The sequence below is a fragment of the Streptomyces sp. NPDC048523 genome (assembly GCF_043199815.1).
Lineage (GTDB): Bacteria > Actinomycetota > Actinomycetes > Streptomycetales > Streptomycetaceae > Streptomyces.
The window spans coordinates 357,092-383,094 of sequence record NZ_JBICWQ010000006.1; the positions used below are offsets into that span (position 1 = coordinate 357,092).

The 26,003-nt window shown below is 71.6% G+C and carries 24 protein-coding genes and 1 pseudogene; 12 read left to right on the forward strand and 13 right to left on the reverse strand.

What is annotated here, in order from left to right:
* Positions 1 to 205 precede the first annotated feature (205 nt).
* From ACGFWE_RS30925 to ACGFWE_RS30935, 3 genes are read left to right on the forward strand one after another with little or no spacing between them, the layout of a single operon-like run.
* Positions 206 to 868 (forward strand): bifunctional DNA primase/polymerase, encoded by a 663-nt coding sequence (locus tag ACGFWE_RS30925; RefSeq protein WP_352388674.1) that lies wholly within the window; start codon positions 206 to 208, stop codon positions 866 to 868.
* Between the two features lie 24 nt (positions 869 to 892).
* Positions 893 to 1,663 (forward strand): ABC transporter ATP-binding protein, encoded by a 771-nt coding sequence (locus tag ACGFWE_RS30930; protein WP_352388676.1) that lies wholly within the window; start codon positions 893 to 895, stop codon positions 1,661 to 1,663.
* On the forward strand, positions 1,660 to 3,249 hold the full coding sequence (locus ACGFWE_RS30935; RefSeq protein WP_393603176.1) for a transporter: 1,590 nt from the start codon (positions 1,660 to 1,662) through the stop codon (positions 3,247 to 3,249). The genes ACGFWE_RS30930 and ACGFWE_RS30935 overlap by 4 nt, the downstream gene beginning before the upstream one ends.
* Before the next feature lie 53 nt (positions 3,250 to 3,302).
* Here ACGFWE_RS30935 and ACGFWE_RS30940 read toward each other — a convergent pair whose 3' ends face one another.
* Complete coding sequence (locus ACGFWE_RS30940; RefSeq protein ID WP_393603178.1) at positions 3,303 to 4,175, reverse strand: alpha/beta fold hydrolase; 873 nt, start codon at positions 4,173 to 4,175, stop codon at positions 3,303 to 3,305.
* Between the two features lie 578 nt (positions 4,176 to 4,753).
* Positions 4,754 to 5,446, reverse strand: coding sequence for a metal-dependent transcriptional regulator (locus ACGFWE_RS30945; protein ID WP_393603180.1), 693 nt, complete (start codon positions 5,444 to 5,446; stop codon positions 4,754 to 4,756).
* Positions 5,447 to 5,652: 206 nt separating this feature from the next.
* Between ACGFWE_RS30945 and ACGFWE_RS30950 the strand changes: the two genes are divergently transcribed.
* The 4 genes from ACGFWE_RS30950 (at position 5,653) to ACGFWE_RS30965 (ending at position 9,164) form a co-directional block, all read left to right on the forward strand.
* Positions 5,653 to 6,429: an SIS domain-containing protein gene (locus ACGFWE_RS30950; RefSeq protein ID WP_393603182.1), complete on the forward strand. Its 777-nt coding sequence runs from the start codon at positions 5,653 to 5,655 to the stop codon at positions 6,427 to 6,429.
* A 369-nt stretch (positions 6,430 to 6,798) separates the two neighbouring features.
* Entirely contained in the window at positions 6,799 to 7,197 is a 399-nt protein-coding gene (locus ACGFWE_RS30955; RefSeq protein ID WP_393603184.1) for a RidA family protein, read from the forward strand.
* Between the two features lie 31 nt (positions 7,198 to 7,228).
* A complete protein-coding gene (locus ACGFWE_RS30960) occupies positions 7,229 to 7,648 on the forward strand; it encodes a GNAT family N-acetyltransferase (protein ID WP_393603469.1) in 420 nt (139 codons plus the stop codon).
* Positions 7,649 to 7,769: 121 nt separating this feature from the next.
* Positions 7,770 to 9,164 carry a PAS domain-containing protein gene (locus ACGFWE_RS30965; protein ID WP_393603186.1) on the forward strand — a complete coding sequence of 465 codons (1,395 nt, stop codon included), beginning with the start codon at positions 7,770 to 7,772 and terminating at the stop codon, positions 9,162 to 9,164.
* A 20-nt stretch (positions 9,165 to 9,184) separates the two neighbouring features.
* Here ACGFWE_RS30965 and pdxH read toward each other — a convergent pair whose 3' ends face one another.
* Positions 9,185 to 9,814: a pyridoxamine 5'-phosphate oxidase gene (gene pdxH / locus ACGFWE_RS30970; protein ID WP_393603471.1), complete on the reverse strand. Its 630-nt coding sequence runs from the start codon at positions 9,812 to 9,814 to the stop codon at positions 9,185 to 9,187.
* A 189-nt stretch (positions 9,815 to 10,003) separates the two neighbouring features.
* Between pdxH and ACGFWE_RS30975 the strand changes: the two genes are divergently transcribed.
* Positions 10,004 to 11,128 carry a citrate synthase 2 gene (locus ACGFWE_RS30975; protein ID WP_393603188.1) on the forward strand — a complete coding sequence of 375 codons (1,125 nt, stop codon included), beginning with the start codon at positions 10,004 to 10,006 and terminating at the stop codon, positions 11,126 to 11,128.
* An 18-nt stretch (positions 11,129 to 11,146) separates the two neighbouring features.
* On the opposite strand, the gene ACGFWE_RS30980 is transcribed toward ACGFWE_RS30975, so the two are convergent.
* The 8 genes and pseudogenes from ACGFWE_RS30980 to ACGFWE_RS31015 form a co-directional block, all read right to left on the reverse strand.
* The gene (locus ACGFWE_RS30980; RefSeq protein ID WP_393603190.1) at positions 11,147 to 11,761 is read right to left on the reverse strand and encodes a TetR/AcrR family transcriptional regulator; all 615 of its coding nucleotides are present in this window, start codon (positions 11,759 to 11,761) and stop codon (positions 11,147 to 11,149) included.
* Positions 11,749 to 12,483 carry an enoyl-CoA hydratase family protein gene (locus ACGFWE_RS30985; protein WP_393603192.1) on the reverse strand — a complete coding sequence of 245 codons (735 nt, stop codon included), beginning with the start codon at positions 12,481 to 12,483 and terminating at the stop codon, positions 11,749 to 11,751. The genes ACGFWE_RS30980 and ACGFWE_RS30985 overlap by 13 nt, the downstream gene beginning before the upstream one ends.
* Positions 12,480 to 14,048 (reverse strand): 4-coumarate--CoA ligase family protein, encoded by a 1,569-nt coding sequence (locus ACGFWE_RS30990; RefSeq protein ID WP_352388697.1) that lies wholly within the window; start codon positions 14,046 to 14,048, stop codon positions 12,480 to 12,482. The genes ACGFWE_RS30985 and ACGFWE_RS30990 overlap by 4 nt, the downstream gene beginning before the upstream one ends.
* Positions 14,049 to 14,064: 16 nt before the next feature.
* Complete coding sequence (locus ACGFWE_RS30995) at positions 14,065 to 15,195, reverse strand: acyl-CoA dehydrogenase family protein (protein ID WP_352388699.1); 1,131 nt, start codon at positions 15,193 to 15,195, stop codon at positions 14,065 to 14,067.
* A gap of 42 nt (positions 15,196 to 15,237) precedes the next feature.
* Positions 15,238 to 17,079, reverse strand: coding sequence for an acetyl/propionyl/methylcrotonyl-CoA carboxylase subunit alpha (locus ACGFWE_RS31000; RefSeq protein WP_393603194.1), 1,842 nt, complete (start codon positions 17,077 to 17,079; stop codon positions 15,238 to 15,240).
* A gap of 11 nt (positions 17,080 to 17,090) precedes the next feature.
* A complete protein-coding gene (locus ACGFWE_RS31005) occupies positions 17,091 to 18,689 on the reverse strand; it encodes an acyl-CoA carboxylase subunit beta (protein ID WP_393603196.1) in 1,599 nt (532 codons plus the stop codon).
* Positions 18,686 to 20,368: an acyclic terpene utilization AtuA family protein gene (locus tag ACGFWE_RS31010; RefSeq protein ID WP_393603198.1), complete on the reverse strand. Its 1,683-nt coding sequence runs from the start codon at positions 20,366 to 20,368 to the stop codon at positions 18,686 to 18,688. The genes ACGFWE_RS31005 and ACGFWE_RS31010 overlap by 4 nt, the downstream gene beginning before the upstream one ends.
* A gap of 248 nt (positions 20,369 to 20,616) precedes the next feature.
* Positions 20,617 to 21,402: pseudogene (locus ACGFWE_RS31015) on the reverse strand (TIGR03084 family metal-binding protein); the annotation flags it as partial.
* Between the two features lie 120 nt (positions 21,403 to 21,522).
* Between ACGFWE_RS31015 and ACGFWE_RS31020 the strand changes: the two are divergent.
* Entirely contained in the window at positions 21,523 to 22,266 is a 744-nt protein-coding gene (locus ACGFWE_RS31020) for a class I SAM-dependent methyltransferase (RefSeq protein WP_352388707.1), read from the forward strand.
* Between the two features lie 17 nt (positions 22,267 to 22,283).
* Here ACGFWE_RS31020 and ACGFWE_RS31025 read toward each other — a convergent pair whose 3' ends face one another.
* Positions 22,284 to 23,219 (reverse strand): DMT family transporter, encoded by a 936-nt coding sequence (locus tag ACGFWE_RS31025; protein ID WP_393603200.1) that lies wholly within the window; start codon positions 23,217 to 23,219, stop codon positions 22,284 to 22,286.
* A gap of 359 nt (positions 23,220 to 23,578) precedes the next feature.
* Here ACGFWE_RS31025 and ACGFWE_RS31030 point away from each other — a divergent pair, with 359 nt between their 5' ends.
* From ACGFWE_RS31030 to ACGFWE_RS31040, 3 genes are read left to right on the forward strand one after another with little or no spacing between them, the layout of a single operon-like run.
* Complete coding sequence (locus tag ACGFWE_RS31030; RefSeq protein WP_393603202.1) at positions 23,579 to 24,283, forward strand: hypothetical protein; 705 nt, start codon at positions 23,579 to 23,581, stop codon at positions 24,281 to 24,283.
* Between the two features lie 54 nt (positions 24,284 to 24,337).
* Positions 24,338 to 24,703: a phage holin family protein gene (locus ACGFWE_RS31035; protein ID WP_393603204.1), complete on the forward strand. Its 366-nt coding sequence runs from the start codon at positions 24,338 to 24,340 to the stop codon at positions 24,701 to 24,703.
* Positions 24,679 to 25,356 carry a DUF3618 domain-containing protein gene (locus ACGFWE_RS31040; protein ID WP_393603206.1) on the forward strand — a complete coding sequence of 226 codons (678 nt, stop codon included), beginning with the start codon at positions 24,679 to 24,681 and terminating at the stop codon, positions 25,354 to 25,356. Before ACGFWE_RS31035 ends, ACGFWE_RS31040 begins: the two co-directional genes overlap by 25 nt.
* A 134-nt stretch (positions 25,357 to 25,490) precedes the next feature.
* On the opposite strand, the gene ACGFWE_RS31045 is transcribed toward ACGFWE_RS31040, so the two are convergent.
* Positions 25,491 to 25,997 carry a GNAT family N-acetyltransferase gene (locus ACGFWE_RS31045; RefSeq protein ID WP_393603208.1) on the reverse strand — a complete coding sequence of 169 codons (507 nt, stop codon included), beginning with the start codon at positions 25,995 to 25,997 and terminating at the stop codon, positions 25,491 to 25,493.
* Between the last annotated feature and the right edge of the window lie 6 nt (positions 25,998 to 26,003).

The window sequence follows — 26,003 nt, forward strand, 5'->3', positions numbered from 1 at the left end:
TCAATGCCCCGCCAACGTGTCGAAAATGCGAGGCTTGCGCGGATTGCCGGGGTGAAGACTCGTGCCGACCCCACACGTGGTTACCCAGCTCACGCCGAGGTTCCTCCTCTGCGCCCCCACACATGCATCCATGCGCCCCAGGTGCGGAATCGATGCGCTGCCCCCGCGCGCGGCGCGGCCGTAACCCGAGGTGGGTGCGGGAGTTGTGTTCTGCGTGGAAGAGACGATCGCAGGTACCGAAGCCGCTCAGATTCCGAAGCAGCGCGGGGAATCACTGCTGGACACAGCCGTACGCTACGCCGAGGAGCGCCACTGGGACGTCTTTCCCGGCACCTGGCTGGAAGCCGTCGACGGGGTGCAGCGGTGCTCCTGCGGTGACCCCGCGTGCGCCGCACCCGGCGCGCACCCCTCCCGGGAGGACTGGGCGACGCAGGCCACCGGCAGTGCGACGGTCGCGCGCCGGATGTGGCAGAAGCAGCCGGCCGCGTCCATCCTGCTGCCGACGGGGCGGACGTTCGACGCGATCTCCGTCGCCGAGACGGCCGGGTTCCTCGCCCTCGCGCGCATGGAGCGCATGGAGTTGACGCTGGGCCCCGTGACCTTGACGCCGGATCGCCGGATGCAGTTCTTCGTGCTGCCGGGGGCCTCGGTGAAGCTGCCGGATCTGGTGCGCAAGCTCGGCTGGACCCCGTCGTCGCTCGATCTGGTCGCGCTGGGCGAGGGGGCGTACGTGGCGGCTCCCCCCACTCGGTACGGGTCGTCCGGTGCCGTGCAGTGGGCCTGCCGTCCGACGCCCGCCAACCGCTGGCTGCCGGACGCCGAGGAACTGATCTCGCCGCTCGCCTATGCCTGCGGCCGGGACCGGTGACATGCGCCCGTAAGGTTGGCGTCCATGACGTCGGCAGTGAGTGTGCGTGGGCTCTGGAAGCGGTTCGGGCAGCAAGTGGCCGTTGCCGGGATCGATCTGGAACTCCCCGCGGGCAAGTTCATCGGTCTTGTCGGCCCCAACGGTGCCGGGAAGACCACCACTCTCTCCATGGTGACCGGGCTGCTGCGGCCCGATGAGGGGACCGTCTCCGTCGTCGGGCACGACGTGTGGCGGGACCCGGTGGCCGTGAAGGCGCGGATCGGCGTCCTGCCCGAGGGCCTGCGGCTGTTCGAACGGTTGTCGGGGCGCGAACTGCTCGCCTACTCCGGACGGTTGCGGGGCCTGCCCGGGGCCGAGGTCGACCGGCGGGCCGCTCAGCTGCTCGACGTGCTCGATCTCGCGGGGGCCCAGCACAAGCTGGTCGTCGACTACTCGACCGGGATGCGGAAGAAGATCGGGCTCGCGGCCGCCCTGCTCCACAACCCCGAAGTGCTCTTCCTCGACGAGCCGTTCGAGGGCGTCGACCCCGTCTCCGCACAGATCATCCGGGGCGTGCTGGAGCGGTACACCGCGTCCGGCGCCACCGTCGTCTTCTCCTCGCATGTGATGGAGCTCGTGGAGTCCCTGTGCGACTGGGTGGCCGTCATGGCCGCCGGCCGCATCCGCGCCCACGGGACGCTCGACGAGGTGCGCGGCACCGCGCCGTCGCTGCAGCGCGCCTTCCTGGAACTCGTGGGCGCCCAGGGCCAGGACGCCGGGGCGAACCTCGACTGGCTGGGCGGCGGGGCCCGATGACCGCGGACATCACCCCGGTCGTCGTACGGCTGAAGCTGTCGCTCCTCAGGAACGGACTGCGGCAGTCCGGCGGCCGACGCGCCGCCTACATCGCCTCGGCCGTCGCCGTACTCCTCTTCTCCGTCCTTCAGCTGCTCGGCCTCATCGCCCTGCGCGGCAACGAGCACGCCGGATCCGTCGTCGTCCCGCTGGTCGCCGTGCTGGCGGTGGGCTGGGCCGTGATGCCGCTGTTCTTCCCCGGCGGCGACGAGACCCTCGACCCCACCCGCCTGGTGATGCTGCCGCTACGGCCCCGGCCCCTGGTCCGGGCGCTCCTGGTGGCCTCCCTGATCGGCATCGGGCCGGTGTTCACCCTCTGCCTGCTCGTCGGTTCCGTCGTCTCGGTCGCGCACGGCGCGATGGCGTACGTCTTCGCCGTGCTCGGTGTCGGGCTCGCGCTGCTGGTCTGCGTGGCGCTCGCGCGGGCCGTCGCCGTCGCCAACATCCGCCTGCTGACCAGCCGCAAGGGCCGCGATCTGGCGGTGCTGAGCGGACTCGTCATCGCCGTCGGCGCGCAGGTCGTGAACTTCGGGGCGCAGCGGCTCGGTTCGGGCGGCCTCGGCCAACTGGACAGTCCGGCGGCGGTGTTGAAGTGGGTGCCGCCCGCGTCGGCGATCGGGGCCGTCGACTCGGCGAGCGAGGGGTCGTACGGCGTCGCGGTACTCCAACTCGCGCTTTCCGCGGCCGCGTTGGCGGGCCTGCTCGCCCTCTGGTCCCGCCACCTGACCCGGCTGATGACCTCCCCGGACGGCTCCACGCTCCCCTCCGCCGCGGGCGCCGCGCGGGAGCGGAACTCGACGGGACTCGCCCGGCTGCTCCCTGCCGGCCGCACGGGCACGGTCATGGAACGCAGCCTGCGCTATGTGTGGCGCGACCCCAAGACCAAGGCCGCGTGGGTGACCTCGCTGGCCATCGGGCTGATCGTGCCGATCTTCAACGCGGTGCAGGGCACGGGGTCCATCTATTTCGCCTGCTTCGCCGCGGGAATGCTCGGCGTGCAGATGTACAACCAGTTCGGGCAGGACACCTCGGCGTTCTGGATGGTCGCGATGACGATCTCCTCCACGCGGGACGCCTACGTCGAGCTACGCGCGCGTGCGCTGGCCCTGCTGGTGATCACCTTGCCGTACGCCACGCTCGTCACGGTTGTGACGACCGCGCTGATCGGCGACTGGCCGATGCTGCCCGAGGTCCTCGGCCTGTCCTTCGCGCTGCTCGGGGCGATGCTGGCGACCGGGGCGTGGACGTCGGCGCGTTTCCCGTACTCGATCCCGCAGGAGGGCTACAAGAACGTGGCCCCGGGACAGTCCGGCCTCGCCGCGGCGGCCGTCGTCGGCGGGATGGTCTCGGCCGCGCTGCTGTGCGCCCCCGTGATCGCCCTGGCCCTCTGGGCCCGCCTCAGCGCGGACGGCGACGACTGGAACTGGGTACTGCTCCCGGTCGGCGCGGTGTACGGCACCGCGATCACCCTGGCCGGCCTACACCTGGCGGCCCCACGAACGGCACGCCGGCTGCCGGAGATCTTGGGGGCGGTCAGCAAGGGGTGACTCGTCGGGCACCGGAGGCGCCCGACGGTCCCGGCGGCGGCAAGGTGACGCCCTCAGTCGCTGACCTCGGCGGTCGCCAGGCCGTCCAGGAAGGGCTCTATGGCTGCCCGCCAGGCCTCCGGCTGGTCGTAGTGGACGAGGTGGCCGGCGTCGGCCACCTCGGCGTACTCGCCGCGGGGCAGGACGCGGACCATCTCCTGGGCCTCGGCGCGGCCCAGTTCGCCGTCGAGACCGCGGACGACCAGGGCGGGGCACCTGACCTGGGTCAGTTCCTCCCAGTGGGCGTCGTAGACCCAGGTCTCGCGGGACGACAGCATCTGCTCGGGCTCGAAGACCGGGCGCCAGCCGTCGGGGGACTCGGCCATGACCTCGGCGTAGAACTCGCCGCGCGCCGGGTTGGGCCGCTCCACCCAGGGATCGTCCTCGCCGAACCACTTGCGTACGTCGGCCAGCGTGGCGAAGGGGACGGGCCAGGCCTTGAACCACTCGCCCCACTCCCGCTGCGAGGCGGCGCCGAGGGCGGAGGCGCGCATGTCGCAGATGATCACTCCGCGGACCAGGTCGGGCCGCCGGGCGGCGAGCTGCCAGGCGGTCAGGGCGCCCATGGCATGGCCGATGAGGACGACGGGGGCGAGGCCGAGCTGTTCGAGGGCGGCCTCGGCGTCCTCGACGTACGCGTCACGGGTGAAGGCGGCCCGAGGGGGCTTGTCGCTCCGGCCGTGACCGCGCTGGTCGAGCGCGACGGCCCGGTAGCGCTCGGAGAGCCAGCGGGCGGTGGACGCCCAGTGCGAGGCACGGCCCATCAGGCCGTGGAGTAACAGCACCCCGGGTGATCGTTTCTCCGGGTCGGTCTTGGGAGGGTCCCCGAACTCCCAGGCCGCAAGACGTACGCCGCCCGCCCCGGTCACGTCGATGCGCCGCGCCATTGGCACCCCCCTAGCTCCGCCCGGACCGCCCGCTCCCCGCGCGAGCCGCCCTGTGAACCGTGTCCTGACTGCCGTGCCTGTCCTGCCTGCCGTTGCCTGCCGCATATCTCTGCTCTGCGTCTGCCCTACATCCTGCAGCGCACGTCCCGCGCGTCCCGTCACTCGCAGATTATCGAATACTCATTCGAAAATGGCGCCTCGGGCGCCAACACCCCTCGTTCGAGTGACCCCGCTCAAGGAATGATCGCCGCCGCCGAGGGGAGATCTTCAGCGGGAGGCGGACCGCTCGGGGACATCGGTCCGAGGGGAATGACCCTGGGAGCTCGGGGCTCCGGGTCAGCACAGGGGAGGACCGGCCCCGGCACCGAAAGGCGCCGGGGCCACCCCCACGTCCACGGCACATCCGCCCGCCCCCTCAGGTCATATGCCTCACGCGACAGCCTCGCACGACGAGCGTCGAAGCGCTGCGATTCCGCGCAGGGAATCTCGGATCGGCGAGACCCGGGACGAGCCCGGGCACGAGACCCAGCAAAGCCACAACTGCCGCACAACACCGAGCAATTGAGCCTCCCGGCGGCTCAGCGCTTGGCGACGAACACGTGCGAGGCGACGTCCGACTCCAGCTCGGCGGCCTCCCCGCCACTGCCCACCAGCACCCCGCCGGGCGACTCGGTCACGCTCACCACCGAACCGGGCTGCACCCCCGCCCGGCGCAGCGTGTACATCAGCTGCGCGTCCGTCTGGATCGGCTCGCCGATACGGCGTACGACGACCGTCTTGCCGTCGATCCCCGGGTCCAGCTCGGCCAGGGACACCATGCCCTCGTCCAGGAACGGGTGGGGCCCGTCCTTCTCGCCGAGCTCCTCCAGACCGGGGATCGGGTTGCCGTACGGCGACTCGGTGGGGTGGCGCAGCAGCTCCAGCACCCGGCGCTCCACCGCCTCGCTCATCACGTGCTCCCAGCGACACGCCTCCGCGTGGACCTGCTCCCACTCCAGGCCGATCACATCGACGAGCAGACACTCCGCGAGCCGGTGCTTGCGCATCACCCGGGTGGCCAGCCGCCGGCCCTCGTCCGTCAGCTCCAGGTGCCGGTCACTGGCGACCGACACCAGCCCGTCCCGCTCCATCCGCGCCACGGTCTGGCTGACGGTCGGCCCGCTCTGGTCGAGCCGCTCGGCGATCCGGGCACGCATGGGGACCACACCTTCCTCCTCCAGCTCGAGGATGGTGCGGAGATACATCTCCGTGGTGTCGATCAGTCCGGACATACGTGCCCCTTGATGAGATCTGCCGGAAGCACGACAGCTTCCCGGTGTGTGCGCTGGCCCTGGCCTCAATTCTGCCGGATGCCACTGACAAGCGTGCCGCGCCGGTGAAACCGGGCGGTTACGAGCAGGCGCGCGGCCGTATTGACATCCCACTGGTCCAGACCGCACGGTGATCCGCGACACAGCGACGAAGGGTTGGGTGGCGCATGGGCGGGACGGGCTCCGCGAGCGGTGACGGCAAGCTGTCCGAGCGGTTCTTCGACGCCGCGATCGGGCTGCTGCAACGGGTCCGCGACGAGGAGGCCGAGTCCGTCGCGGCGGCCGGTGAGCTCCTCGCCGACACCGTCGCCGCCGGCGGTCGCCTCTTCGCCTTCGGCGCCGGACACTCCTCGCTCGCCGCCCAGGACCTCGTCTACCGGGCCGGCGGACTCGCGCTGGTGAACCTGCTGACCGTGCCGGGGGTCGTGGGCGTCGACGTCATGCCGGCGACCCTGGGCTCCGCCCTGGAACGCGTCGACGGCCTCGCGAGCGCCGTCCTGCACTGCTCGCCCCTCCGCGCCGGCGACGCCCTGGTGATCATCTCCCTCTCCGGCCGCAACACGCTCCCCGTGGAGATGGCCCTGACCGCCCGCTCGCTGGGCGTGAAGGTCATCGGCGTCACGTCGGTCGCCTACACGACGGAGACGAAGCCCCGCCACAGCTCCGGCACCTTCCTCAAGGACCACTGCGACATCGTCCTCGACTCCAAGATCGCGCCGGGCGACGCGGAACTCTCCCTGGACACCATCCCGGCCCCCTTCGCCCCGGCCTCCACGGTCGTGACCTCGGCCCTGCTCCAGGCCGTGATGGCGACGGCGGCGGGCGCACTGACGGAACGCGGCATCGAGCCGCCGCTGCTGCGCTCGGGGAACGTGGACGGCGGCCTGGAGTGGAACGAGCGGGTGTTCGAGGAGTACGGGGACCGGATCTTCTACCGGCAGTAGTCAGAACGCAGACGACCCGCGAGCTCTGGTCCCTCCGCCTGGCGGCGAGGGAGCCGGCCGGACGTACCGGCGAGCTCGCGGGTCGGGTGACTGCGTTGAATTGGCCGGCTGCGTGCATCTCGTACACGCGTGTCCGGCACCGCACTCAGTGGGTGACGGGCGCTAGCCCGCAGCCACCTCCGACGTCCGGTATGCATACATGCTCCGAACCACCTCCCTTCCTCGGTGCTCCACACCCTAAGAAAGGGCGAGCCCTCCGATCAACAGGTTTTCCACAAAGTTCTCCCTGATCAAGAGATGGCAGATCCGTTGAATCACCAGAAGGCACTCGTCCGCCAGGAGCGTCTGACAACGATTAGCGTTTCGTGCATGACAACGCGACGAGCGATCATGAGTGGCTCCCTCTTCGAGGAGCAGATCGGGTACGCGCGGGCCGTGGTCGACGGGGACCGGGTGCATGTGTCCGGGACGACCGGGTTCGACTACGCCGCGATGGCGATCTCGGACGACGTGGTGGAGCAGGCCGAGCAGTGTCTGCGGAACATCGGGGCCGCGCTGGCCGAGGCGGGGTGCACCTTCGCGGACGTGGTGCGGGTGCGCTATCTGCTGCCTGAGCGGGAGGACTTCGAGCCCTGCTGGCCGGTCCTGCGCCGCCGCTTCGGCGAGGTCCGGCCGGCCGCCACGATGCTTGTGTGCGGCCTCGCCGATCCCCGGATGAAGATCGAGATAGAGGTGGAGGCGCGGAAGGGGAGTGGTGGCCGTGACTGACCTGCGGATCGAGCCCGTCGGCGGGGACGGCATGCTCGAGCAGTGGCGGTATGTGCACAACGTGATCGTTCCGCCGGCCGCCATGAGCGCCGAAGCAGCACGCGAGCGTGCCGGGCGGTACCGGCTGGAGAACGCCTATCTCGGGGACACGCTCGTGGGGTGCTCGACCGTACGGCCGCCGGACGGGGACGACGCCGTGGCGACCGTCATCGCGCGCGTGCTGCCCGATTACCGGGGACGGGGTTTCGGGACGGCTCTCTACGAGAAGGGTCTTGATCATGCGCGTGTGCTCGGCGCCCGGGTGATCGAGACATGTGTGCTGGCCGTCAATGGGGACGGGACGCGGTTCGCGCAAGCGCGCGGGTTCGTCGAGGTCGACCGGTATGTGCTGGACGGCGAGAGCGACGAGTGGATCGACCTGCGGCTGGAGCCGGACCGGAGAGCTGGTTGAGGGGATTCGGGGCGTTTCCGGCGTACAACGATTCTCTCAATCTTGCGGGAACCCGGTGTGTGCTGCGTCACGTTCGAGTTGAATGATTGTTGGTGAGTGAAGCAGCTGGCAGGGGGTCCAGGTGAGTGCTTCCCGGCGTAGTGGGACCACCGACGAGCTGGGACCGGACGGGCCCGAGGGCCCGGGTGGTTCCGATCTGCTCGCCGCGTTGCTGGACGGCATGGACGCGGCACTGTGTGCCTTCGACGCGGACGGTGTCGTCACGCATTGGAACCGTGAGGCCGAGCGGATCCTCGGCTGGACCGCGGCCGAGGCCGTGGGGCGGCACGGGTTCGCCGGGTGGGCGGTGCGGCGGGCGGACGCCGAGGAGGTCGAGGGGCGGCTGATGTCCGCCATGCAGTCGCCCGGCCGGCAGGTCCACGAGTTCGCGCTGCTGACCAAGGACGGCGGCCGGGTGCTCGTACGCACCCAGTCCGCGGCCGTGCGCGGTCCCGACGGGAAGCCGGCCGGGGTGTACTGCGCCTTCAGCGAGGTGCACACGCAGATCGATCTGGAGCGCTCGATCGCGCTGAGCGAGGCGCTGTTCGAGGACGCCTCGTGGGGTGTCGTGCTGGTCGACGCCGATCTGCGGCCCGCCGTGGTCAACGCGCACGCGGCCCGGTCGCTGGGCATCGGGCGTACGTCGGTGCTGGGGCGGCCCCTCGGGGAGCTGCTCGCGCAGGGCGTGGAGGAGCTGGAGAGCGCGCTGACCCATGTGCTGGCCGAGGGTGCGCCGCCGGCGCCGGCCGAGCTCTGGGTGGCGGTGCGGACACCGGACGGCGAGAAGCGGCGCTGCTGGCGCTGCGGGTTCGTACGGCTCTCCTCGCCGCTCGCGGAGGAGCCGGTGCCGTTGGGTGTCGGCTGGCTGTTCCAGGACGTCACCGAGGCCAAGCAGAGCGAGCAGGAGGCCTCGCTGCTGCGGTTCCGGACGAACCAGCTGCACCGGGCGGCCCGGGCGGCCGCGGAGTGCGAGGACCCGGCCGAGGCCGCCGTCGTCCATCTGGACTTCGCGCTCGCCGGGTTCGCCGACCACGCGCTGATCGACCGGGTCGCCGGGGGTGCGGTGGCCGACGGGGAGGAGACCGGTCCGGTCCGTCTCGTACGGGTCGCCGCAACGCCGTCCGGGGCGCCGGGGCCGAGTCTGCAGGCGTCGGGAGCGGCCGGGCTGCCCGTGCGGTACGGCGAGGGGCATCCGGCGCTGCAGTGCGTGGAGCGGGTGGGGTCGGTGCGGGCGAGTGTGGGGGCGGTGACGGGCGAACGGGCCCGCGAGTGGGCCGAGGACCGGCAGTGGCCCTCGGACGTGGTGCACGCGTTGTGCGCGGTGCTGCGGAGCCGGGGGCGGACGCTCGGAGTCGTGACGTTCCTGCGGGGCTCCGGCAGGGGGCAGTTCGAGCGCGGTGACGCGGTGTACGCGGAGGACGTGGCGGTGCGGATCGCCGCGGCGCTGGATCTGGGTGGGGTGGTGGGGCGGGCGTAGGTCCGTGTCGAGCCGCTTCTTCAGGGGCTCAGCCGCTCCACCCGCCAGCTTCCGTCCGGCTCCGCCACGTACCGCAGGCGGTCGTGGAGGCGGTTCTCGCGGCCCTGCCAGAACTCGACCTGTTCCGGGGCCACCCGGAAGCCGCCCCAGTGCGGCGGGACCGGGACCTGTTCGCCCTCGGGGTAGCGGGCGGCCAGTTCGGCGTAGGCGGTGTCGACCTGTTCGCGGGTCTCGATCACCGAGGACTGCGCGCTGGCCCAGGCGCCGAGCTGGGAGCCGTGCGGGCGGGTGCGGAAGTAGGCGGCGGTCTCGTCGCGGCCGGTGCGGCGGGCGAGGCCGGTGACGATGACCTGGCGGGCCATGGGGTGCCAGGGGAAGAGCAGGGAGACGTACGGGTTCTGCGCGAGGTCCCTGGCCTTGCGGGAGCCGTAGTTGGTGTAGAAGACGAAGCCCTGTTCGTCGAACTGCTTGAGCAGGACCGTGCGGGAGCTGGGGCGGCCCTCGGCGTCCGCGGTGGAGACGATCATGGCGTTCGGCTCGAAGAGGTGCGCCTCGGTGGCCGCCTGCTTGAACCAGCGCGCGAACTGTTCGACGGGTGTGGGTGCCAGGTCGGTCTCGGCGAGGCCCTCCGCGCGGTACTGCTCGCGCATGGAGGCGGGGTCCGGGAAGACGGCGTGTGCTGCGTCGGTCACGCGGTCATCCTGCCGTACGGAGAGCTTCTGCACGGTCGATAGCGGTCGATGGCGGTCGGTGGCACTGAGTGCCGCATGCCCTCCCCAAAGGTGGCACTCGGGGATATCGTGGCGTCATCCGTCGTACACATCACGAGGAGCCGCCTGATGTCCGACCTCGACCCCGGCTTTGACCCCGGTTTCGTACCCGGCCTCGAAGGAGTCGTCGCGTTCGAGACGGAGATCGCCGAACCGGACAAGGAGGGCGGCGCGCTGCGGTACCGGGGCGTCGACATCGAGGATCTGGTCGGCCATGTCTCGTTCGGCAACGTGTGGGGGCTGCTGGTCGACGGCGCCTTCAATCCCGGTCTGCCGCCCGCGGAGCCGTTCCCGATCCCGGTGCACTCCGGGGACATCCGTGTGGACGTCCAGTCGGCGCTCGCCATGCTCGCCCCGGTGTGGGGGCTCAAGCCCCTGCTGGACATCGATGCCGGGCAGGCGCGTGCCGACCTCGCCCGGGCCGCCGTGATGGCGCTGTCCTACGTCGCCCAGTCCGCGCGCGGGCAGGGGCTGCCCATGGTGCCGCAGCGGGAGATCGACAAGGCGCAGTCCGTCGTCGAGCGGTTCATGATCCGCTGGCGGGGGGAGCCGGACCCGAAGCATGTGGCCGCCGTGGACGCCTACTGGACGTCGGCCGCGGAGCATGGGATGAACGCGTCCACGTTCACCGCGCGCGTGATCGCCTCCACGGGGGCCGATGTCGCCGCCGCGCTCTCCGGGGCCGTGGGCGCGATGTCCGGGCCGCTGCATGGCGGGGCGCCCTCGCGGGTGCTGGGGATGATCGAGGAGATCGAGCGGACCGGGGACGCCGAGGCGTACGTCAGGCAGGCGCTGGACCGGGGTGAGCGGCTGATGGGGTTCGGGCACCGGGTGTACCGGGCCGAGGATCCCCGCGCGCGTGTGCTGCGTCGTACCGCGCGGGAGCTGGGGGCGCCCCGGTTCGAGATCGCGGAGGCGTTGGAGAAGGCGGCGCTGGCGGAGCTGCACGCGCGACGCCCTGACCGGGTGCTCGCCACGAACGTGGAGTTCTGGGCGGCGATCGTCCTCGACTTCGCCGAGGTGCCGGCGCACATGTTCACGTCGATGTTCACGTGCGCGCGTACGGCGGGCTGGTCGGCGCACATTCTGGAGCAGAAGCAGACGGGGCGGCTGGTGCGGCCCTCTGCCCGGTATGTGGGCCCCGCGGCTCGGAACCCCCGGGACATCGAGGGGTTCGGAGACATCGCCGACTAGGCCGCGGCCAAACCACGACTAGGCGAGCGTCTCGTTCAGCAGTGCCGCCCACTGCGCCACCACACGGTCCCGCCGGCCGGTGTCGTCCGTGAGCAGGTTTGCCAGACCCAGGCCGCGGGCCATGTCCAGGAGGCCCTGGACCGTCTCGCGGACGCCTGGGCGTGACTCGTCCGCGCCCAGCAGGTCCACGGCGATGCGATGGGTCTCGCGGCCGACCCGTGCCTCCAATTCGGTCACCTTCGGGCGCAGTTGCTCCTCGTTGGAGGCGGCGACCCAGAGGTGGAGGGCGGCTCGGAAGAGGGGGCCGGTGTAGAGGTCGACGAGGGCGGAGACCACCGCGCGCCGGTCGTCGGCCGCGCCCTGCGGGAACAGGGCGCGCAGGGCCGTGGAGCGTTCTTCGGCGACGTATTCGACGGCCGCGGTGAAGAGGTCCTCGCGGGTGGGGAAGTGGTGCTGGGCGGCGCCCCGGGAGACGCCGGCGCGTTCGGCGACGACGGTGACCGTGGAGCCGGCCCAGCCGTGTTCGGCGAGGCAGGCCACGGCGGCTTCGAGGAGGCGCTGCCGGGTGGCCCGGCTGCGGTCCTGCTTGGGTATGCGGTCGGCCCGGTCGCCGGTCGTGGTCACACCGCCCATGAGGGATCCCGTCGTTCCAGGAAGGCTGTCATGCCCTCGCGCGCGTGCGGTGCGGCGAACAGCCGGGCCGAGAGCGCGGTCAGGTCGGCCGCGTCCCGGTCGAAGGTCTCCAGCACCCTAGCGGTGAGCAGCCGTTTCGTCTCGGCCAGGGCCTCGGGGGCGGCCCGCCGCAGACCGTCCAGGATGGGTCCGAGTACGGCGTCCACGTCGTCGCCGGCCGCCGTCACCAGGCCGATGCGGGCCGCCTCGGCGGCGTCGAAGCGCTCGCCGGTGAGGTAGTGGCGGGCGAGGGCGCGGGGGTCGGTGCGGGGCAGCAGGGTCAGGGAGATGACCGCGGGGGCGACGCCGATCCGTACCTCGGTGAAGGCGAAGGTCGAGGCGGTGGACGCGGCCGCGATGTCGCAGGCGGCGAGGAGGCCGAGGCCGCCCGCGCGGACGTGCCCGGTGACGCGTGCGAGGACCGGCTTGCCGAGCTCCACGATCTGCCGCAGGAGCCCCACCAGGGCCTCGGGGTCCGGGGGGTCCTTCAGATCGGCGCCCGCGGAGAAGGTGGTGCCGGTGTGGGTGAGGACGACCGCGCGGACCTCGCCGTCCTTGGCGCAGTCGGCCAGCGAGGAGGCCAGCTCCTCCAGCAGCGCCGCGGACAGGGCGTTGCGGTTGTGCGGGGAGTCGAGGGTGAGGGTCTCGACGCCCCGCGCGTGGGTGCGGGCGATCAGTGTCATGTGCGCTCCCTGAGCTGCCGTCGGAGGATCTTGCCGGAGGCGGCCCGGGGCACCGCGTCGAGGAAGGTGACGTGGCGGACGCGTTTGTAGGGGGCGACGCGTTCGGCGACGTACATCATGACCTCGCTCTCGGAGAGGTCGCTCGCGGTGGGCTGGCGGACGACGAAGGCCTGCGGGACCTCGTTGCCGTCGTCGTTGTAGACGCCGATGACGGCCGCGTCGGCGATGCCGGGGTGGGTGAGCAGGAGGGCCTCCAGCTCGGCGGGGGCCACCTGGAAGCCCTTGTACTTGATGAGTTCCTTGACCCGGTCGACGACGAACAGCCAGCCGTCGGCGTCGACATGGCCGACGTCTCCGGTGTGCAGCCAGCCCTCGGGGTCGATCATCGCGGCGGTGTCGTCGGGGCGGCCGAGGTAGCCCTTCATGATCTGCGGGCCGCGGATGAGGATCTCGCCGGGCTCGCCGATGCCGAGGTCCTTGCCGGGGTCGTCGAGGGAGACGATCCGCATCTCGGTGCCGGGGATGAGCTTGCCGACGGTCCCCGGGGGTGCCTCGCGCATGGCGGACAGGGGGACGACATGGGTACCGGGCGAGAGTTCCGTCATGCCGTACGCCTGGCCGACGGGCGGGAGGCCGAGCCGGGCCGAACAGGCGGCGGCGAGGCGGGCGTCCAGCGGGGCGGCGGCGCTGACGATGTAGCGCAGGGACGACAGGTCGTAGTGCTCGACGAGGGGGTGCTTGGCGAGGGCGAGGACGATCGGCGGGGCCACGTACAGGCCGGTGATGCGGTGGTTCTGGATGGCCGCGAGGAAGGTCTCCAGGTCGAAGCGGGGCAGGACGACGACGCTCGCGCCGACGCGCAGGGGCGCGTTCATGAGGGCCGTGAGGCCGTAGATGTGGAAGAAGGGCAGGACCGCGAGGATGCGGTCCTCGGGGCCGGCCGCCATCAGCGGCTGGAGCTGGGCGAGGTTGGTGGCGATCTGCCGGTGCGTGAGCATCACGCCCTTGGGGGCGCCGGTGGTGCCCGAGGAGTACGGCAGTGCCGCGACGTCCGTCACCGGGTCTATGGCAATGTCCGGCTCGGGGGCCGTCGTGGCCAGCATGTCGATGAGGGAGCGGTGGCCGGGGGCGCTGTCGCAGACGAAGATCTCCCGTACGCCGCCCGCGAGTTCGGCGGCCCGGCGTGCCGTCTCCAGGAGCGGGGAGACGGTGACGATCCAGCGGGCCGCGGAGTCGCTGAGCTGCTTGGCGAACTCCTCCGGCGTGGACAGCGGGTGCACGGTCGTGACGGAGGCACCCGCGCGCGTGGCGGCGTAGAACGCGGTCGGGAAGGCGATCGTGTTGGGGCTGTGCAGCGCGAGCACGTCCCCCTTGGTGACGCCCGCCTCCGCGAGCCCCGCGGCGACCCGGCGGTGGAACCGGTCGAGCTGCCCGTACGTGAGGGTGGTGCCGTCCGTGCCGTCGATCAGGGCGGGCGCGTCCCCGAACTCGGCGGCGCGAGCCAGGACGGCCTCGTGGATGGGGAGTTCGAGGGGCTGGACGTCTGCGTACTCGCTGCGGAACACGGTTCCTCCAGGACGGTCAGTACGACTTGGGCAGGCCCAGGGTCTGGTGGGAGACGTAGTTGAGAATCATCTCCCTGCTGACCGGTGCGATACGAGCCACGCGCGCGGCCGTTATCAGCGAGGCGATGCCGAACTCCCGGGTGAGGCCGTTGCCGCCGAGGGTGTGGACTGCCTGGTCGACGGCCTTCACGCAGGCCTCCCCCGCCGCGTACTTCGCCATGTTGGCGGCCTCGCCCGCGGCCGCGTCGTCCCCCTCGTCGTAGAGGTACGCGGCCTTCTGCATCATCAGGCGGGCCAGTTCGAGGTCGATGTGCGCCTGGGCGAGGGGGTGGGCGATGGCTTGGTGGGCGCCGATGGGGGCGTTCCAGACCGTCCGGTCCTTGGCGTAGGTGATCGCCTGGGAGAGGGCGTAGCGGCCCATGCCGATCGCGAAGGCGGCCGTCATGATGCGCTCGGGGTTGAGGCCGGCGAAGAGCTGGAGGAGGCCCGCGTCCTCGTCTCCCACGAGGGCTTCGGCGGGCAGGCGTACGTCGTCGAGGGTCAGCTCGAACTGCTTTTCCGCCGCCTGGAGTTCCATGTCGATCTGACGGCGGGTGAAGCCTTCGGCGTCCCGGGGGACGATGAAGAGGCAGGGCTTGAGGCGGCCGGTGCGGGAGTCCTCCGTGCGGCCGACTATGAGGGTGGCGTCGGCTATGTCCACTCCGGAGATGAAGACCTTGCGGCCGGTGAGGAGCCAGTCGGCGCCGTCGCGGTGGGCCGTGGTGGTGATGCGGTGGGAGTTGGAGCCGGCGTCCGGTTCCGTGATGCCGAAGGCCATGGTGCGGGTGCCGTCGGCGAGGGCGGGGAGCCACGTTCGTTTCTGTTCCTCGGTGCCGAAGCGGGCGATCACCGTGCCGCAGATGGCGGGAGACACGACCATCATGAGGAGGGGGCAGCCGGCTGCGCCGAGCTCTTCGAGGACGATGGAGAGTTCGGCGATTCCGCCGCCTCCGCCGCCGTATGCATCCGGCAGGTTGACGCCGAGATAGCCGAGCTTGGCTGCCTCGGACCAGAGTTCCTCTCGGTTGAAGTCGCGGCCGTGGCGTTTGCCGAGGGCGGATACAGCTGTTCGGAGGGCTTTGTGCTCGTCCGTTTCGATCGTGGGCATGTGGCTCCTTCGTTGTGGCTGGTCGCGCAGTTCCCCGCGCCCCTAAGGTGCGTCCACCACCGCTAGTAGAGAGCCGACCGTTACCTGTTGGCCGGGTACTGCCTCCAAGGCACTCAGCGTTCCTGCGTGGGGCGCCGTGATCTTGTGTTCCATCTTCATTGCCTCCAGCCACAGGAGAGGCTGGCCCGCTTCTACGGCGGATCCTGCGGTCAGGCCGTCCGCGACCCTTACGACCGTTCCCGGCATGGGGGCCAAGAGGGAACCCGGTGCGTGCTGGGCCGTCGGGTCGGGGAAGCGGGGCAGGGACTTCAGGGACACTCCCCCGACGTACACCTGGTCGCCGTATCGCGCCACGTCGAACTTCCGCCGCACGCCCTCCACTTCGAGTACGACCCCGCTCGGGTCCGCGTGGATCACCCGGACCCCGTCCGCCTCCAGGCCGTCCCTGGTGTGGCGGTAGTGGACCTCGTGCTCCTCACCCGCCAGCTCGTAGCGCTTGGTCTGCGGGGCGGAGGCCAGGTTGCGGAAGCCGCCGAAGCGGGAGCGGCCGACCGCGTCCGCGAGGGCCGCCGCCAGGGGGGCGTGAGGGTCCCCGGTTCCGGCGGCGAGTTCCGTGAGGTGGCGGTCGTAGAAGCCGGTGTCCATGCGGGCCGTCGTGAACTCCTTGTGGCGCAGGGAGTTCACCAGCAGGTCCCTGTTCGTGGTCGGGCCGTGGATCGTCGCCCTCTCCAGGGCGCCCGCCAGTTTGCGGACCGCCTCCGCGCGTGTGGGGGCGTACGCGACGACCTTGGCGAGCATCGGGTCGTAGTGGACGCCGATGTCGTCGCCGTCCTCGTAGCCCGTGTCCAGGCGGACGGACGGGGGGACCGAGAAGTGGTGCAGGGTGCCGGTCTGCGGGGTCCAGTCGCGCGCGGGGTCCTCGGCGTACAGGCGCGCTTCGACGGCGTGGCCACGCGCGCGTGGGGGCTCGTCGGGCAGTGTGGCCCCCTCGGCGACGCGGATCTGTTCCGCCACCAGGTCGATGCCGAACACCGCCTCCGTCACCGGGTGTTCGACCTGGAGGCGGGTGTTCATCTCCAGGAAGTGGGCCCGGGTGCCGGAGACCAGGAACTCGACCGTGCCCGCGCCCACGTAGTCCACCGCGCGCGCGGCTCGTACGGCCGACTCGTGCAGTTCCTCCCTGAGTTCGTCCGGGAGGCCGGGGGCCGGGGCCTCCTCGATCACCTTCTGGTGGCGGCGCTGGAGGGAGCAGTCGCGGGTGCCCAGGGCCCAGACCGTGCCGTGGGTGTCGGCGAGGACCTGGACCTCGACGTGGCGGCCGTCCTCGACGTACGGCTCGACGAAGACCTCGCCGTCGCCGAAGGCGCTCGCGGCCTCGGCGCGGGCGCTCTCCAGGGCGGCGCCCAGGTCCTCGATGCGGCGTACGACGCGCATGCCACGGCCTCCGCCGCCCGCGGCCGCCTTCACCAGCACCGGCAGATCGGCCGGCGTCACGTCCGTGAGGGGCGCGAGGCCCATCAGTTCCTTGGCGCGTGTCTTGGACGCCATCGCCTCGATCGCCGACGGCGGCGGCCCTATCCAGGCCAGGCCCGCGTCCAGGACGGCCCGTGCGAAGCCGGCGTTCTCGGAGAGGAAGCCGTAGCCGGGGTGCACGGCGTCGGCGCCGGAGGCGATCGCCGCCTTCACGACCAGGTCGGCGCGCAGGTAGGTGTCGGCGGGGGCCGCGCCCGGGAGCCGTACGGCCGCGTCCGCCACGCGCGTGTGGAGGGCGTTCGCGTCCGGGTCGGAGTGCACGGCGACCGTCCGGATGCCCAGCTCGCGGCAGGTGCGGAAGATCCGGCAGGCGATCTCGCCCCGGTTGGCGACGAGCACAGAAGTGATCACTGAAGGGTCCCTCACATCCGGAAGACGCCGAAGCCGCCGCGGGCGCCCTCGTAGGGCGCGGTGTGGATCGCGGACAGGCACAGTCCCAGTACCGTCCGGGTGTCGCGGGGGTCGATGACGCCGTCGTCGTAGAGCCGCCCGGACAGGAACATGGGCAGCGACTCGGACTCGATCTGCTGCTCCACCATGGCGCGCAGGGCCGCGTCGCCCTCCTCGTCGTACGGCAGCCCCTTCGCCGCGGCCGACTGGCGGGCGACGATGGAGAGCACGCCGGCGAGCTGCTGGGGGCCCATGACGGCCGACTTGGCGCTGGGCCAGGCGAAGAGGAAGCGGGGGTCGTAGGCGCGGCCGCACATGCCGTAGTGGCCGGCGCCGTACGAGGCGCCCATGAGGACGGAGAGGTGCGGGACCTTCGAGTTGCTGACCGCGTTGATCATCATCGCGCCGTGTTTGATGATGCCGCCCTGTTCGTACTCCTTGCCGACCATGTAGCCGGTGGTGTTGTGCAGGAACAGCAGCGGGATGTCGCGCTGGTTGGCCAGCTGGATGAACTGGGCCGCCTTCTGGGACTCCTCGGAGAACAGGACTCCCTGGGCGTTCGCCAGCACACCGACCGGGTATCCGTGGAGCGCCGCCCACCCCGTCACCAGGCTCGTCCCGTACAGCGGCTTGAACTCGTCGAAGTCGGAGGCGTCGACGATCCGGGCGATCACCTCGCGCGGGTCGAAGGGGGTGCGCAGGTCGCCGGGGACGATCCCCAGCAGTTCGTCGGCGGAGTACTTGGGGGGTTCGGCGGGGGACGGATCGGCGTACGCCTTGCGGTGGTTGAGGCGGGCCACAACTCTGCGGGCCTGTCTGAGCGCGTCCCGCTCGTCCACGGCGAAGTAGTCCGCGAGGCCCGACACGCGCGCGTGCATCTCGGCACCGCCGAGGGACTCGTCGTCGCTCTCCTCGCCGGTCGCCATCTTGACGAGGGGCGGGCCGCCGAGGAACACCTTGGCCCGCTCCTTGACCATGATCACGTGGTCGGACATGCCGGGGACGTAGGCGCCGCCGGCCGTGGAGTTGCCGAAGACGACGGCGAGGGTCGGTATCCCGGCCGCCGACAGCCTGGTCAGATCCCGGAAGATGGCCCCGCCCGGGATGAAGATCTCCTTCTGCGAGGGCAGGTCGGCGCCGCCGGACTCCACCAGGCTGATGCAGGGCAGCCGGTTGGCGAGGGCGATGTCATTGGCCCGCAGGGCCTTCTTCAGCGACCACGGATTGCTCGCGCCGCCGCGCACGGTCGGGTCGTTGGCGGTGATCAGGCACTCCACGCCCGCCACCACCCCGATCCCGGTGACGAAGGAGGCGCCGACCGTGTAGTCGCTGCCCCAGGCGGCCAGCGGGGACAGTTCCAGGAAGGGCGTGTCGGGGTCGAGGAGCAGCTCGATGCGCTCCCGGGCGAGCATCTTGCCTCGCTTGCGGTGCCGTTGGACGTACTTCTCGCCGCCGCCGGCGAGGGCCTTCGCGTGCTCGGTGGTCAGCTGTTCCAGTTTGGCGAGCATGGCTTCGCGGTGGGAGAGGTATTCGGGGCTCTTCGGGTCCAGGGTGGACGGCAGAACAGTCACAGCAGGGCCTCCGGGATGTCCAGGTGGCGGGAGCGCAGCCATTCGCCGAGGGCCTTGGCCTGCGGGTCGAAACGGTGCTGGGCGGCGACGCCCTCGCCGAGGATCCCCTCCACGACGAAGTTCAGGGCGCGGAGGTGGGGGAGGTCGTGGCGGGTGACGTTCAACTCCGCCGTCTCCGGGAGGAGTTGGCGCAGGCGCTCGACGGTGAGGGTGTGGGCGAGCCATCGCCAGCCGTCGTCCGTCCGTGCCCACACCCCGACGTTGGCGTTCCCGCCCTTGTCACCGCTGCGGGCGCCGGCGACGAGGCCGAGGGGCGCCCGCCGGGTCGGGCCGGGCGGCGGCGGATCCGGCAGGGGTGCTTCCGGTGGGTTTTCGAGTACGGCGGTCTCCTGGGCCGGTGCCACCGGGATCCGCCGCCCGTCGTGGAGGACGGCCACATGGTCCACGGCCCCATGGGGGACGTACATATCCTCGAAGACCCCATAGGGCGAGCCCTTTCCCGGTGGCGCCAGCACATGGAACCCGGGGTAGCTCGCGAGCGCCAGCTCCACGGCGGCCCCGCTGAGCGCCCGCCCGACGACCTCCTGGTCCGCGTCCCGGACGACCAGCCGCAGCAGGGCGCTGGCGGTCTCCTCCGTCCCGGCGTCCGGGCGGTCGGTGCGGACCAGGTCCCAGCGCACGTCGGTGACCTTGGCCAGGTGGGGCTCCAGCTGCTCCCGCACCAGGGCGGCCTTGGCCTCGATGTCGAGGCCGGTCAGGACGAAGGCGACCTCGTTGCGGAAGCCGCCGAGGCGGTTGAGGCCGACCTTGAGGGTGGGCGGCGGGGCCTCGCCGCGTACGCCGGAGATCCGGACGCGGTCGGGGCCGTCCTGGGTGAGCCTGACCGTGTCGAGGCGGGCGGTGACGTCGGGGCCGGCGTACCGGGCGCCCTGCGTCTCGTACAGCAGCTGGGCGGTCACCGTGCCGACGTCGACGAAGCCGCCGGTACCGGGGTGCTTGGTGATGACGGCGGTGCCGTCCTCGTGGAGTTCGGCGAGGGGGAAGCCGGGCTTTCTCAGAACTCCGCGATCGTGCTTGCCATCGGCGAAGAAGGCGTAGTTCCCGCCGGTCGCCTGTGTCCCGCACTCCAGGACGTGCCCGGCGACGACGGCTCCCGCGAGGCGGTCGTAGTCCGTCGGCGACCAGCCGAAGTGGGCGGCGGCGGGCCCGGTGACCAGGGCCGCGTCCGTCACCCGGCCGGTCACGACGACGTCCGCGCCCTCGCGCAGACAGGTCGCGATGCCGAAGCCGCCGAGGTAGGCGTGGGCGGCGAGGGCGCCCGGGTGGTCACGGGTCAGGTCGTCGCCCTCGACATGGGCGACGCGGACCGGCAGGCCGAGTCGGTCTGCCAACTCCCTTATGCGGGCGGCGAGTCCGGCGGGGTTGAGGCCGCCCGCGTTGGTGACGATCCGCACGCCCCGCTCGTGTGCGAGGCCGAGGCACTCCTCGAGTTGGCGGAGGAAGGTGCGGGCGTATCCGGCCCCGGGGTCCTTCAGCCGGTCCCGGCCCAGGATGAGCATGGTGAGTTCGGCGAGGTAGTCGCCGGTGAGGACGTCGAGTTCGCCGCCGGTGAGCATCTCGCGCAGGGCGTCGAAGCGGTCGCCGTAGAAGCCGGAGGCGTTGCCTATGCGCAGGGTCATCCGGCAACTCCCCTTGCCGGGCCGCCAGGAGGCATTCCCTTCGCCGAGTCGGCGGAAGCCGTTCCTTCTCCTGGGCCGGCGGAGGCCGTTCCCTTTGCCGAGTCGCCGGGAGGCACCCCCTCCCCCGGGCCGTCGAAAGCCCTTCCCTTCCCCGAGTCGGCGGACGCTGTCCCCTCCACCCGGCCACCGGAAGGCATCCCCTCCCCCGAACCGCCGGAAGCCGCTCCCTTCCCCGAACCGCCGGAAGCCGTCCCCTTCGCCGGGCGCCCGGCGCCGGGCGGGCCCGCGAAGGCCTGGGCGATGTCGAGCCAGCGGTCGGCGTCCTCGCCCTCGGCGCGCAGGGCGAGGTCGGCGCGGTGGGCCCGCTGGGTGACCAGGAGGCAGAAGTCGAGGGCGGGGCCGGTGACGCGGTCGGTGGCGCCCTCGGGGCCGTAGGTCCACAACTCGCCGGAGGGCGCGGTGAGTTCGATGCGGAACTGCTCGAAGGGCGGGGTCAGTCCGTGCACGCCGAACGCGAAGTCGCGGGTGCGGACGCCGAGGCGGACGATGTGCCGGATCCGGTCGGTCGGCTCACGGGTCACTCCCAGCGCGTCCGCCACGTCCAGGCCGTGGGCCCAGGTCTCCATGAGGCGGGCGGTGGCCATGGAGGTGGTGGACATGGGCGGGCCGTACCAGGGGAAACGGGAGCCCTCGGGGGCGTTCCGCAGGGCCTCCGCCAGGTCCTCGCGTCCCGCCCGCCAGTAGGCGAGCAGTCGCGCCGGGGGCTTTCGGGCACCCTCCGCCGCGCCCTCGTCCACGAAGTCCCCGGGCGCCGCCAACGCCTTCTCGACCTCGCGGGAGAAGGCCCGCTGGTCGGTGACGGCGAGCAGGGAGGAGTGGTCGGTCCAGGCGAGGTGGGCGATCTGGTGGGCGACGGTCCAGCCGGGGGCGGGGGTCGGCAGCGACCACTGCTCCGGGCTCAACTCGGTTACCAGCAGGTCGAGTTCCTCGCTCTCCGCACACAGGTCGTCGATGACGGGCGTGGGGTCTGCCATGAGGAGAGGATGGCAGCGGGGCCAGAAACAAGCAAGCGTGCTTGCATTAATTCACGGGACGGATCTTCACGGATGGATATTCACGCGCGCCCCCCGCCTCGTCCGCAGTACGGTCCCCCGGTGATCCATGACGACGGTTACTTCGGAGAGTCCGTCGCGGCGACGTACGACGAGTCGTCGGCGACGATGTTCGCGCCCGAGGCGGTCGAGCCGGCCGTGGACCTGCTGGCGGAGCTGGCCGGGGAGGGGCGGGCCCTGGAGCTGGGCGTCGGGACCGGGCGGATCGCGTTGCCGCTGGCTCGGCGCGGGGTCGACGTGCACGGCATCGAGCTGTCCCGGGCGATGGCGGACCGGCTGCGGACCAAGCCCGGCGGTGCGGCGGTCGGGGTGACGATCGGGGACTTCGCGACGGCCCGCGCGCCCGGCACCTACTCGGTCGCCTATCTGGTCTTCAACACGATCATGAACCTGACGACCCAGGACGCCCAGGTGGACTGCTTCCGCAATGTCGCGGCCCATCTGGAGCCGGGCGGGACCTTCGTGGTCGAGGTCATGGTCCCCCAGCTGCAAAAGCTGCCGCCCGGGCAGAACACGGTGCCGTTCCACGTCGGCACGGACCGCCTCGGGTTCGACACCTACGACACCGCCACCCAGGCGATGTCCTCCCACCACGTCAGGGTCACGGAGGACGGCCAGGGCTCCTTCCGGTCCATCCCCTTCCGTTACGTCTGGCCCGCGGAGCTGGACCTCATGGCCCGGCTGGCCGGGATGCGGCTGCGGGAGCGGTGGGCGGACTGGGGTCGCGCCCCCTTCACCAGCGAGAGCGAGACGCACGTCTCGGTATGGGAGAAGCTCGCGGACTGACGGTATGGACCCGAGGGTCACGGAGTGATCGCCTTGCCCCGCCCCACCTGCGTCCGCACCGCCCCCATGCTCGCCGCGATCACGAGGGCGACGGCGAGGGCCTGGAGCACGGACAGGGCCTGGTCGAGGATCAGGAAGCCGGCGAGGGCGGCCATGGCCGGCTCCAGGCTCATGAGGATCGCGAAAGTGGAGGCGGGCAGCTTGCGCAGGGCGAGGAGTTCGAGGGTGTAGGGCAGGACGGAGGACATCAGGGCCACCGCCGCGCCCAGGCCCACGGTCACCGGGTCGAGAAGCCGGGTGCCCGACTCCGCGATGCCGAGCGGCAGGAACGCCAGCGCGCCGACCGCCATCGCCAGGGCGAGGCCGTCGGCCTGCGGGAAACGGCGGCCGGTACGCGCACTGAAGACGATGTACGCCGCCCACATGGCGCCCGCGCCCAGTGCGAAGGCCACGCCCGCCGGGTCCAGGTCGCCGAAGTCCCCGCCGCCGAGGAGGAAGACCCCGGCGAGCGCGAGTCCGGCCCAGACGGTGTTGACCGCGCGGCGGGAGGCGAGCACCGAGAGGGCGAGGGGGCCGAGGAACTCCAGGGTCACCGCGGCGCCGAGCGAGATGCGGTCGACGGCCTGGTAGAAGAGGCCGTTCATCGCGGCCAGGGTGAGACCGAAGACGACGACCGTGCCCCAGTCGGTACGGGAGTGCCCGCGCAGCCGGGGACGGCAGACGACGAGGAGGACGAGCGCGGCCACCAGCAGTCGCAGGGTCACGACCCCGAGGGCCCCCGCCCTCGGCATCAGCGTCACGGCCAGCGCCGCACCGAACTGCACGGAGACGCCTCCGGCGAGCACGAGGCCGACAGGGCCGAGGGCGGTGCGGCGGGGCGTGCCGACGGCGGCGGGCGGCGCGGTCGGGGCCGGGGAGACGCGGGCCGTACTGGGGGTGTCGGGCGTGGTCACGGGCGGTCCAGATACTCGGCTGCGGATGGTCCGGTGCGGCACACCCCACTGTCCAGTAGGGTGAACTTCCGAGTTCACAGTAATGGACTGCGTCAGGTGCGTAAACCTCTTATGCCACTGCTTCGGGGACATGAGACGCCAGACAGCGCCACCGCGAGAGCCCATACCGACGCCTTCGGCCCGACTCACGCCCAGGTCCGCGACTGACGCTGCGCAAGCCGTACGCCGACGTCGCCGGCATACGCCACCCAGTAGCCGAACCGTAATTCTCGCTTACGTGTGTGAATGCCACCAAAACAGTCACTCGCTAATAAACCCGACGTACCGAAGCTTGAGCGGGTGTCGAGGAGGAGTGGCTGATGAGTGAGGCAATACAAGGCAACGCGGCGAGGTTGCAGCAGACCGGCGAGACGGCCAGAGCGGAGATGTCGGCCACGGCCGGTCAGGCGAAGCAGGCTGCGGGCGAGGTCGCGGGTACCGCCGCCGGTCAGGCCAAGGCCGTGGCGGGGGAGGCACGGCAGCAGGCCGGCGTGGTCGTCGAGGAGCTGCGGAGTCGCGCGCGAGACGAGATCGAGGAGCAGACCAGGCGGGCGGCCGGGGCGCTGCGCCACTGGGCCGACGACTTGGAAGGACTGGCGGAGAACGCCCAGAGCGACTCCCCCGCCCGCAGCCTCGCGGCCCGGGCGGCCGACGGCGGGCACCGGGCGGCCGCATACATGGAGAGGCAGGGAGTCGATGGCGTTCTCTCCGATGTGCAGGGCTTCGCCCGCCGTCGCCCCGGAGCGTTCCTGGGTGGTGCGCTCCTGGCAGGGCTGGCCGTCGGGCGGCTGGCGAAGGTCGCGGCCAAGTCGAACCAGTCTTCCGGAAACGGACAGCAGCGGTCCCCCGGAACCTCGGAGCAGGCGCCGCTGAACGAGCAGGGGTCCGCGACACTCCCGGCCGGTCCGCCGCCAGGCACCGCGCAGGAGCCGTCGCCGGTGGTGCCGCCCGCTCCGCCACCGGTCCCGCCGTCCGTCGGTACGCCCCCGGGCGGTGCTCCGGGTCGCCCGTATCCGGAGGTGTGAGCGATGTCCTCCATCCCGTCCAACCCGGCGGAGTCGCACGGCAGGGACGGCTCTGTGGGTGAACTGCTGTCCGCCGTGACCTCGGACGTCCAGACCCTGTTCCGCCAGGAGGTCGAACTGGCCAAGACCGAGGTCAAGCAGGAGGCGACCAAGGCGGGCAAGGCCGCCGGCATGTACGGCGGCGCCGGATTCGCCGGCTACATGGTGCTCCTGTTCCTGTCATTGGCCGCCGTGTTGGGCCTGGCCAACGTGATGGACGGGGGCTGGGCCGCCCTGATCGTCACCGTGGTGTGGGCCGTGATCGCAGCCGTGCTGTACCAGCGGGGCCGCACACAGATGCGCACCGTGGCGCCGAAGCCTGAGCAGACTGTCGAAACGATGAAGGAGAATGCGCAATGGGCACGTCATCCGACCAGATGAGATCTGAGATCGATGCCACCCGGGACCGGCTGTCCGCGGACGTGGACCGGCTCGCGGACCGTGCCAGCCCCCGACGTGTGGTCCGTCGCCGCACCCGGCGGATGCGCGGCGCTGTCTCGGGTATGCGGGAGCGGGTCATGGGGTCCGCCTCGGACACCGCCCACGGGGTCGGAAGCAGCGCTCAGTCGGCGGCCGGTTCGCTGCGGGAGGGCACCCAGCAGGCGGCCGACACGGCGCGTGAGGCGGCCGACCAGGCCGGGGAAGCGGTACGGCAGGCGCCCGACCAGGCGATGCGTCAGACCCAGGGCAATCCACTGGCCGCCGGTCTGATCGCCTTCGGCTTCGGCATGCTGGTGTCCTCGATGCTGCCTGCGTCCCAGGCGGAGCAGGAGAAGGCCACCGACCTGATGCAACGCGGAGGCGAGGCGCTGGAGCCGGCGAAGCGGGCCGCCCTCGACTCCGCGCAAAACCTGATGGAGGGCGGCAAGGAGGCTGCGCAGAGCGCGGCGCAGGAGGTGAAGGACACCGCCGCGGAAGGTGCCCGCACCACTCAGGACGAGGCCCGCGACCAGGCTACCCGGGTGACCGACCAGGCACGCGACTCGGGCAGGCAGGTCGCCGACGAGGCTCGGCAACAGCCTGGACCCGCCTGAGCTCCGTGGCCCCTGGTCGGACCGCGCAGTTCCACGACGCCGGGGCAGCGCTGACAGCAGTCCGGTGCGGTGGTGGGGGCCCGGATCCGTCCGGTCCCCCACCAGCCGCGACGTCGGGCAGGATGCGGCGTCGTCTACGGCTGCCCGGTCGACCCGTTGATCAGGTCGTGTGCGGCGGTGCCGTATCCCGGCCGACGCACCATGAACACGTCCACGGCATCCTCGCTCTCCACTACGAACCCGTGCTGCTCGTACAACCGTCGCGCCGCGCTGCCCTGGAGGACGTTCAGGCGGACGAGTGCGCCGTCGGCGTCGGTCCGGGCGAGCAGGTCGCGCAGGACGGCTGAGCCGAGGCCGTGACCCTGGAGGTCCGGGGCGATGAAGAAGTGCTCCAGCCAGTGGGCGTCCTCGGCCGGCCGCAGGGCGACACAGCCCGCGAAACGCCCCTCGGCCAGGATGACCGACATGTGCCGCTCGTCGAAGGCGTCCCGGAACCGCTGCCGTACCCGGTGCTCGTCGAACCGGCCCAGCCGCTCCAGGTCGGGGCGCATGACCACGGCCCGCAGTTCGGCTATCGGCTCGACATCGGCGGGGTGTGCGGGACGCAGGGTCCAGTTCGTGAGGGGCGTGTTCGTTTCCACGGCGGG

What these genes read in the sequence shown, in the direction of transcription:
- ACGFWE_RS30930 (WP_352388676.1), top strand. Translation starts at nt 893, where the DNA reads ATGACGTCGGCAGTGAGTGTGCGTGGGCTCTGGAAGCGGTTCGGGCAG.
- ACGFWE_RS30935 (WP_393603176.1), top strand. Translation starts at nt 1,660, where the DNA reads ATGACCGCGGACATCACCCCGGTCGTCGTACGGCTGAAGCTGTCGCTC.
- ACGFWE_RS30940 (WP_393603178.1), bottom strand. Translation starts at nt 4,175, where the DNA reads ATGGCGCGGCGCATCGACGTGACCGGGGCGGGCGGCGTACGTCTTGCG.
- ACGFWE_RS30945 (WP_393603180.1), bottom strand. Translation starts at nt 5,446, where the DNA reads ATGTCCGGACTGATCGACACCACGGAGATGTATCTCCGCACCATCCTC.
- ACGFWE_RS30950 (WP_393603182.1), top strand. Translation starts at nt 5,653, where the DNA reads ATGGGCGGGACGGGCTCCGCGAGCGGTGACGGCAAGCTGTCCGAGCGG.
- ACGFWE_RS30955 (WP_393603184.1), top strand. Translation starts at nt 6,799, where the DNA reads ATGACAACGCGACGAGCGATCATGAGTGGCTCCCTCTTCGAGGAGCAG.
- ACGFWE_RS30960 (WP_393603469.1), top strand. Translation starts at nt 7,229, where the DNA reads ATGCTCGAGCAGTGGCGGTATGTGCACAACGTGATCGTTCCGCCGGCC.
- pdxH (WP_393603471.1), bottom strand. Translation starts at nt 9,814, where the DNA reads ATGCGCGAGCAGTACCGCGCGGAGGGCCTCGCCGAGACCGACCTGGCA.
- ACGFWE_RS30975 (WP_393603188.1), top strand. Translation starts at nt 10,004, where the DNA reads ATGTCCGACCTCGACCCCGGCTTTGACCCCGGTTTCGTACCCGGCCTC.
- ACGFWE_RS30980 (WP_393603190.1), bottom strand. Translation starts at nt 11,761, where the DNA reads ATGGGCGGTGTGACCACGACCGGCGACCGGGCCGACCGCATACCCAAG.
- ACGFWE_RS30985 (WP_393603192.1), bottom strand. Translation starts at nt 12,483, where the DNA reads ATGACACTGATCGCCCGCACCCACGCGCGGGGCGTCGAGACCCTCACC.
- ACGFWE_RS30995 (WP_352388699.1), bottom strand. Translation starts at nt 15,195, where the DNA reads ATGCCCACGATCGAAACGGACGAGCACAAAGCCCTCCGAACAGCTGTA.
- ACGFWE_RS31010 (WP_393603198.1), bottom strand. Translation starts at nt 20,368, where the DNA reads ATGACCCTGCGCATAGGCAACGCCTCCGGCTTCTACGGCGACCGCTTC.
- ACGFWE_RS31030 (WP_393603202.1), top strand. Translation starts at nt 23,579, where the DNA reads ATGAGTGAGGCAATACAAGGCAACGCGGCGAGGTTGCAGCAGACCGGC.
- ACGFWE_RS31040 (WP_393603206.1), top strand. Translation starts at nt 24,679, where the DNA reads ATGGGCACGTCATCCGACCAGATGAGATCTGAGATCGATGCCACCCGG.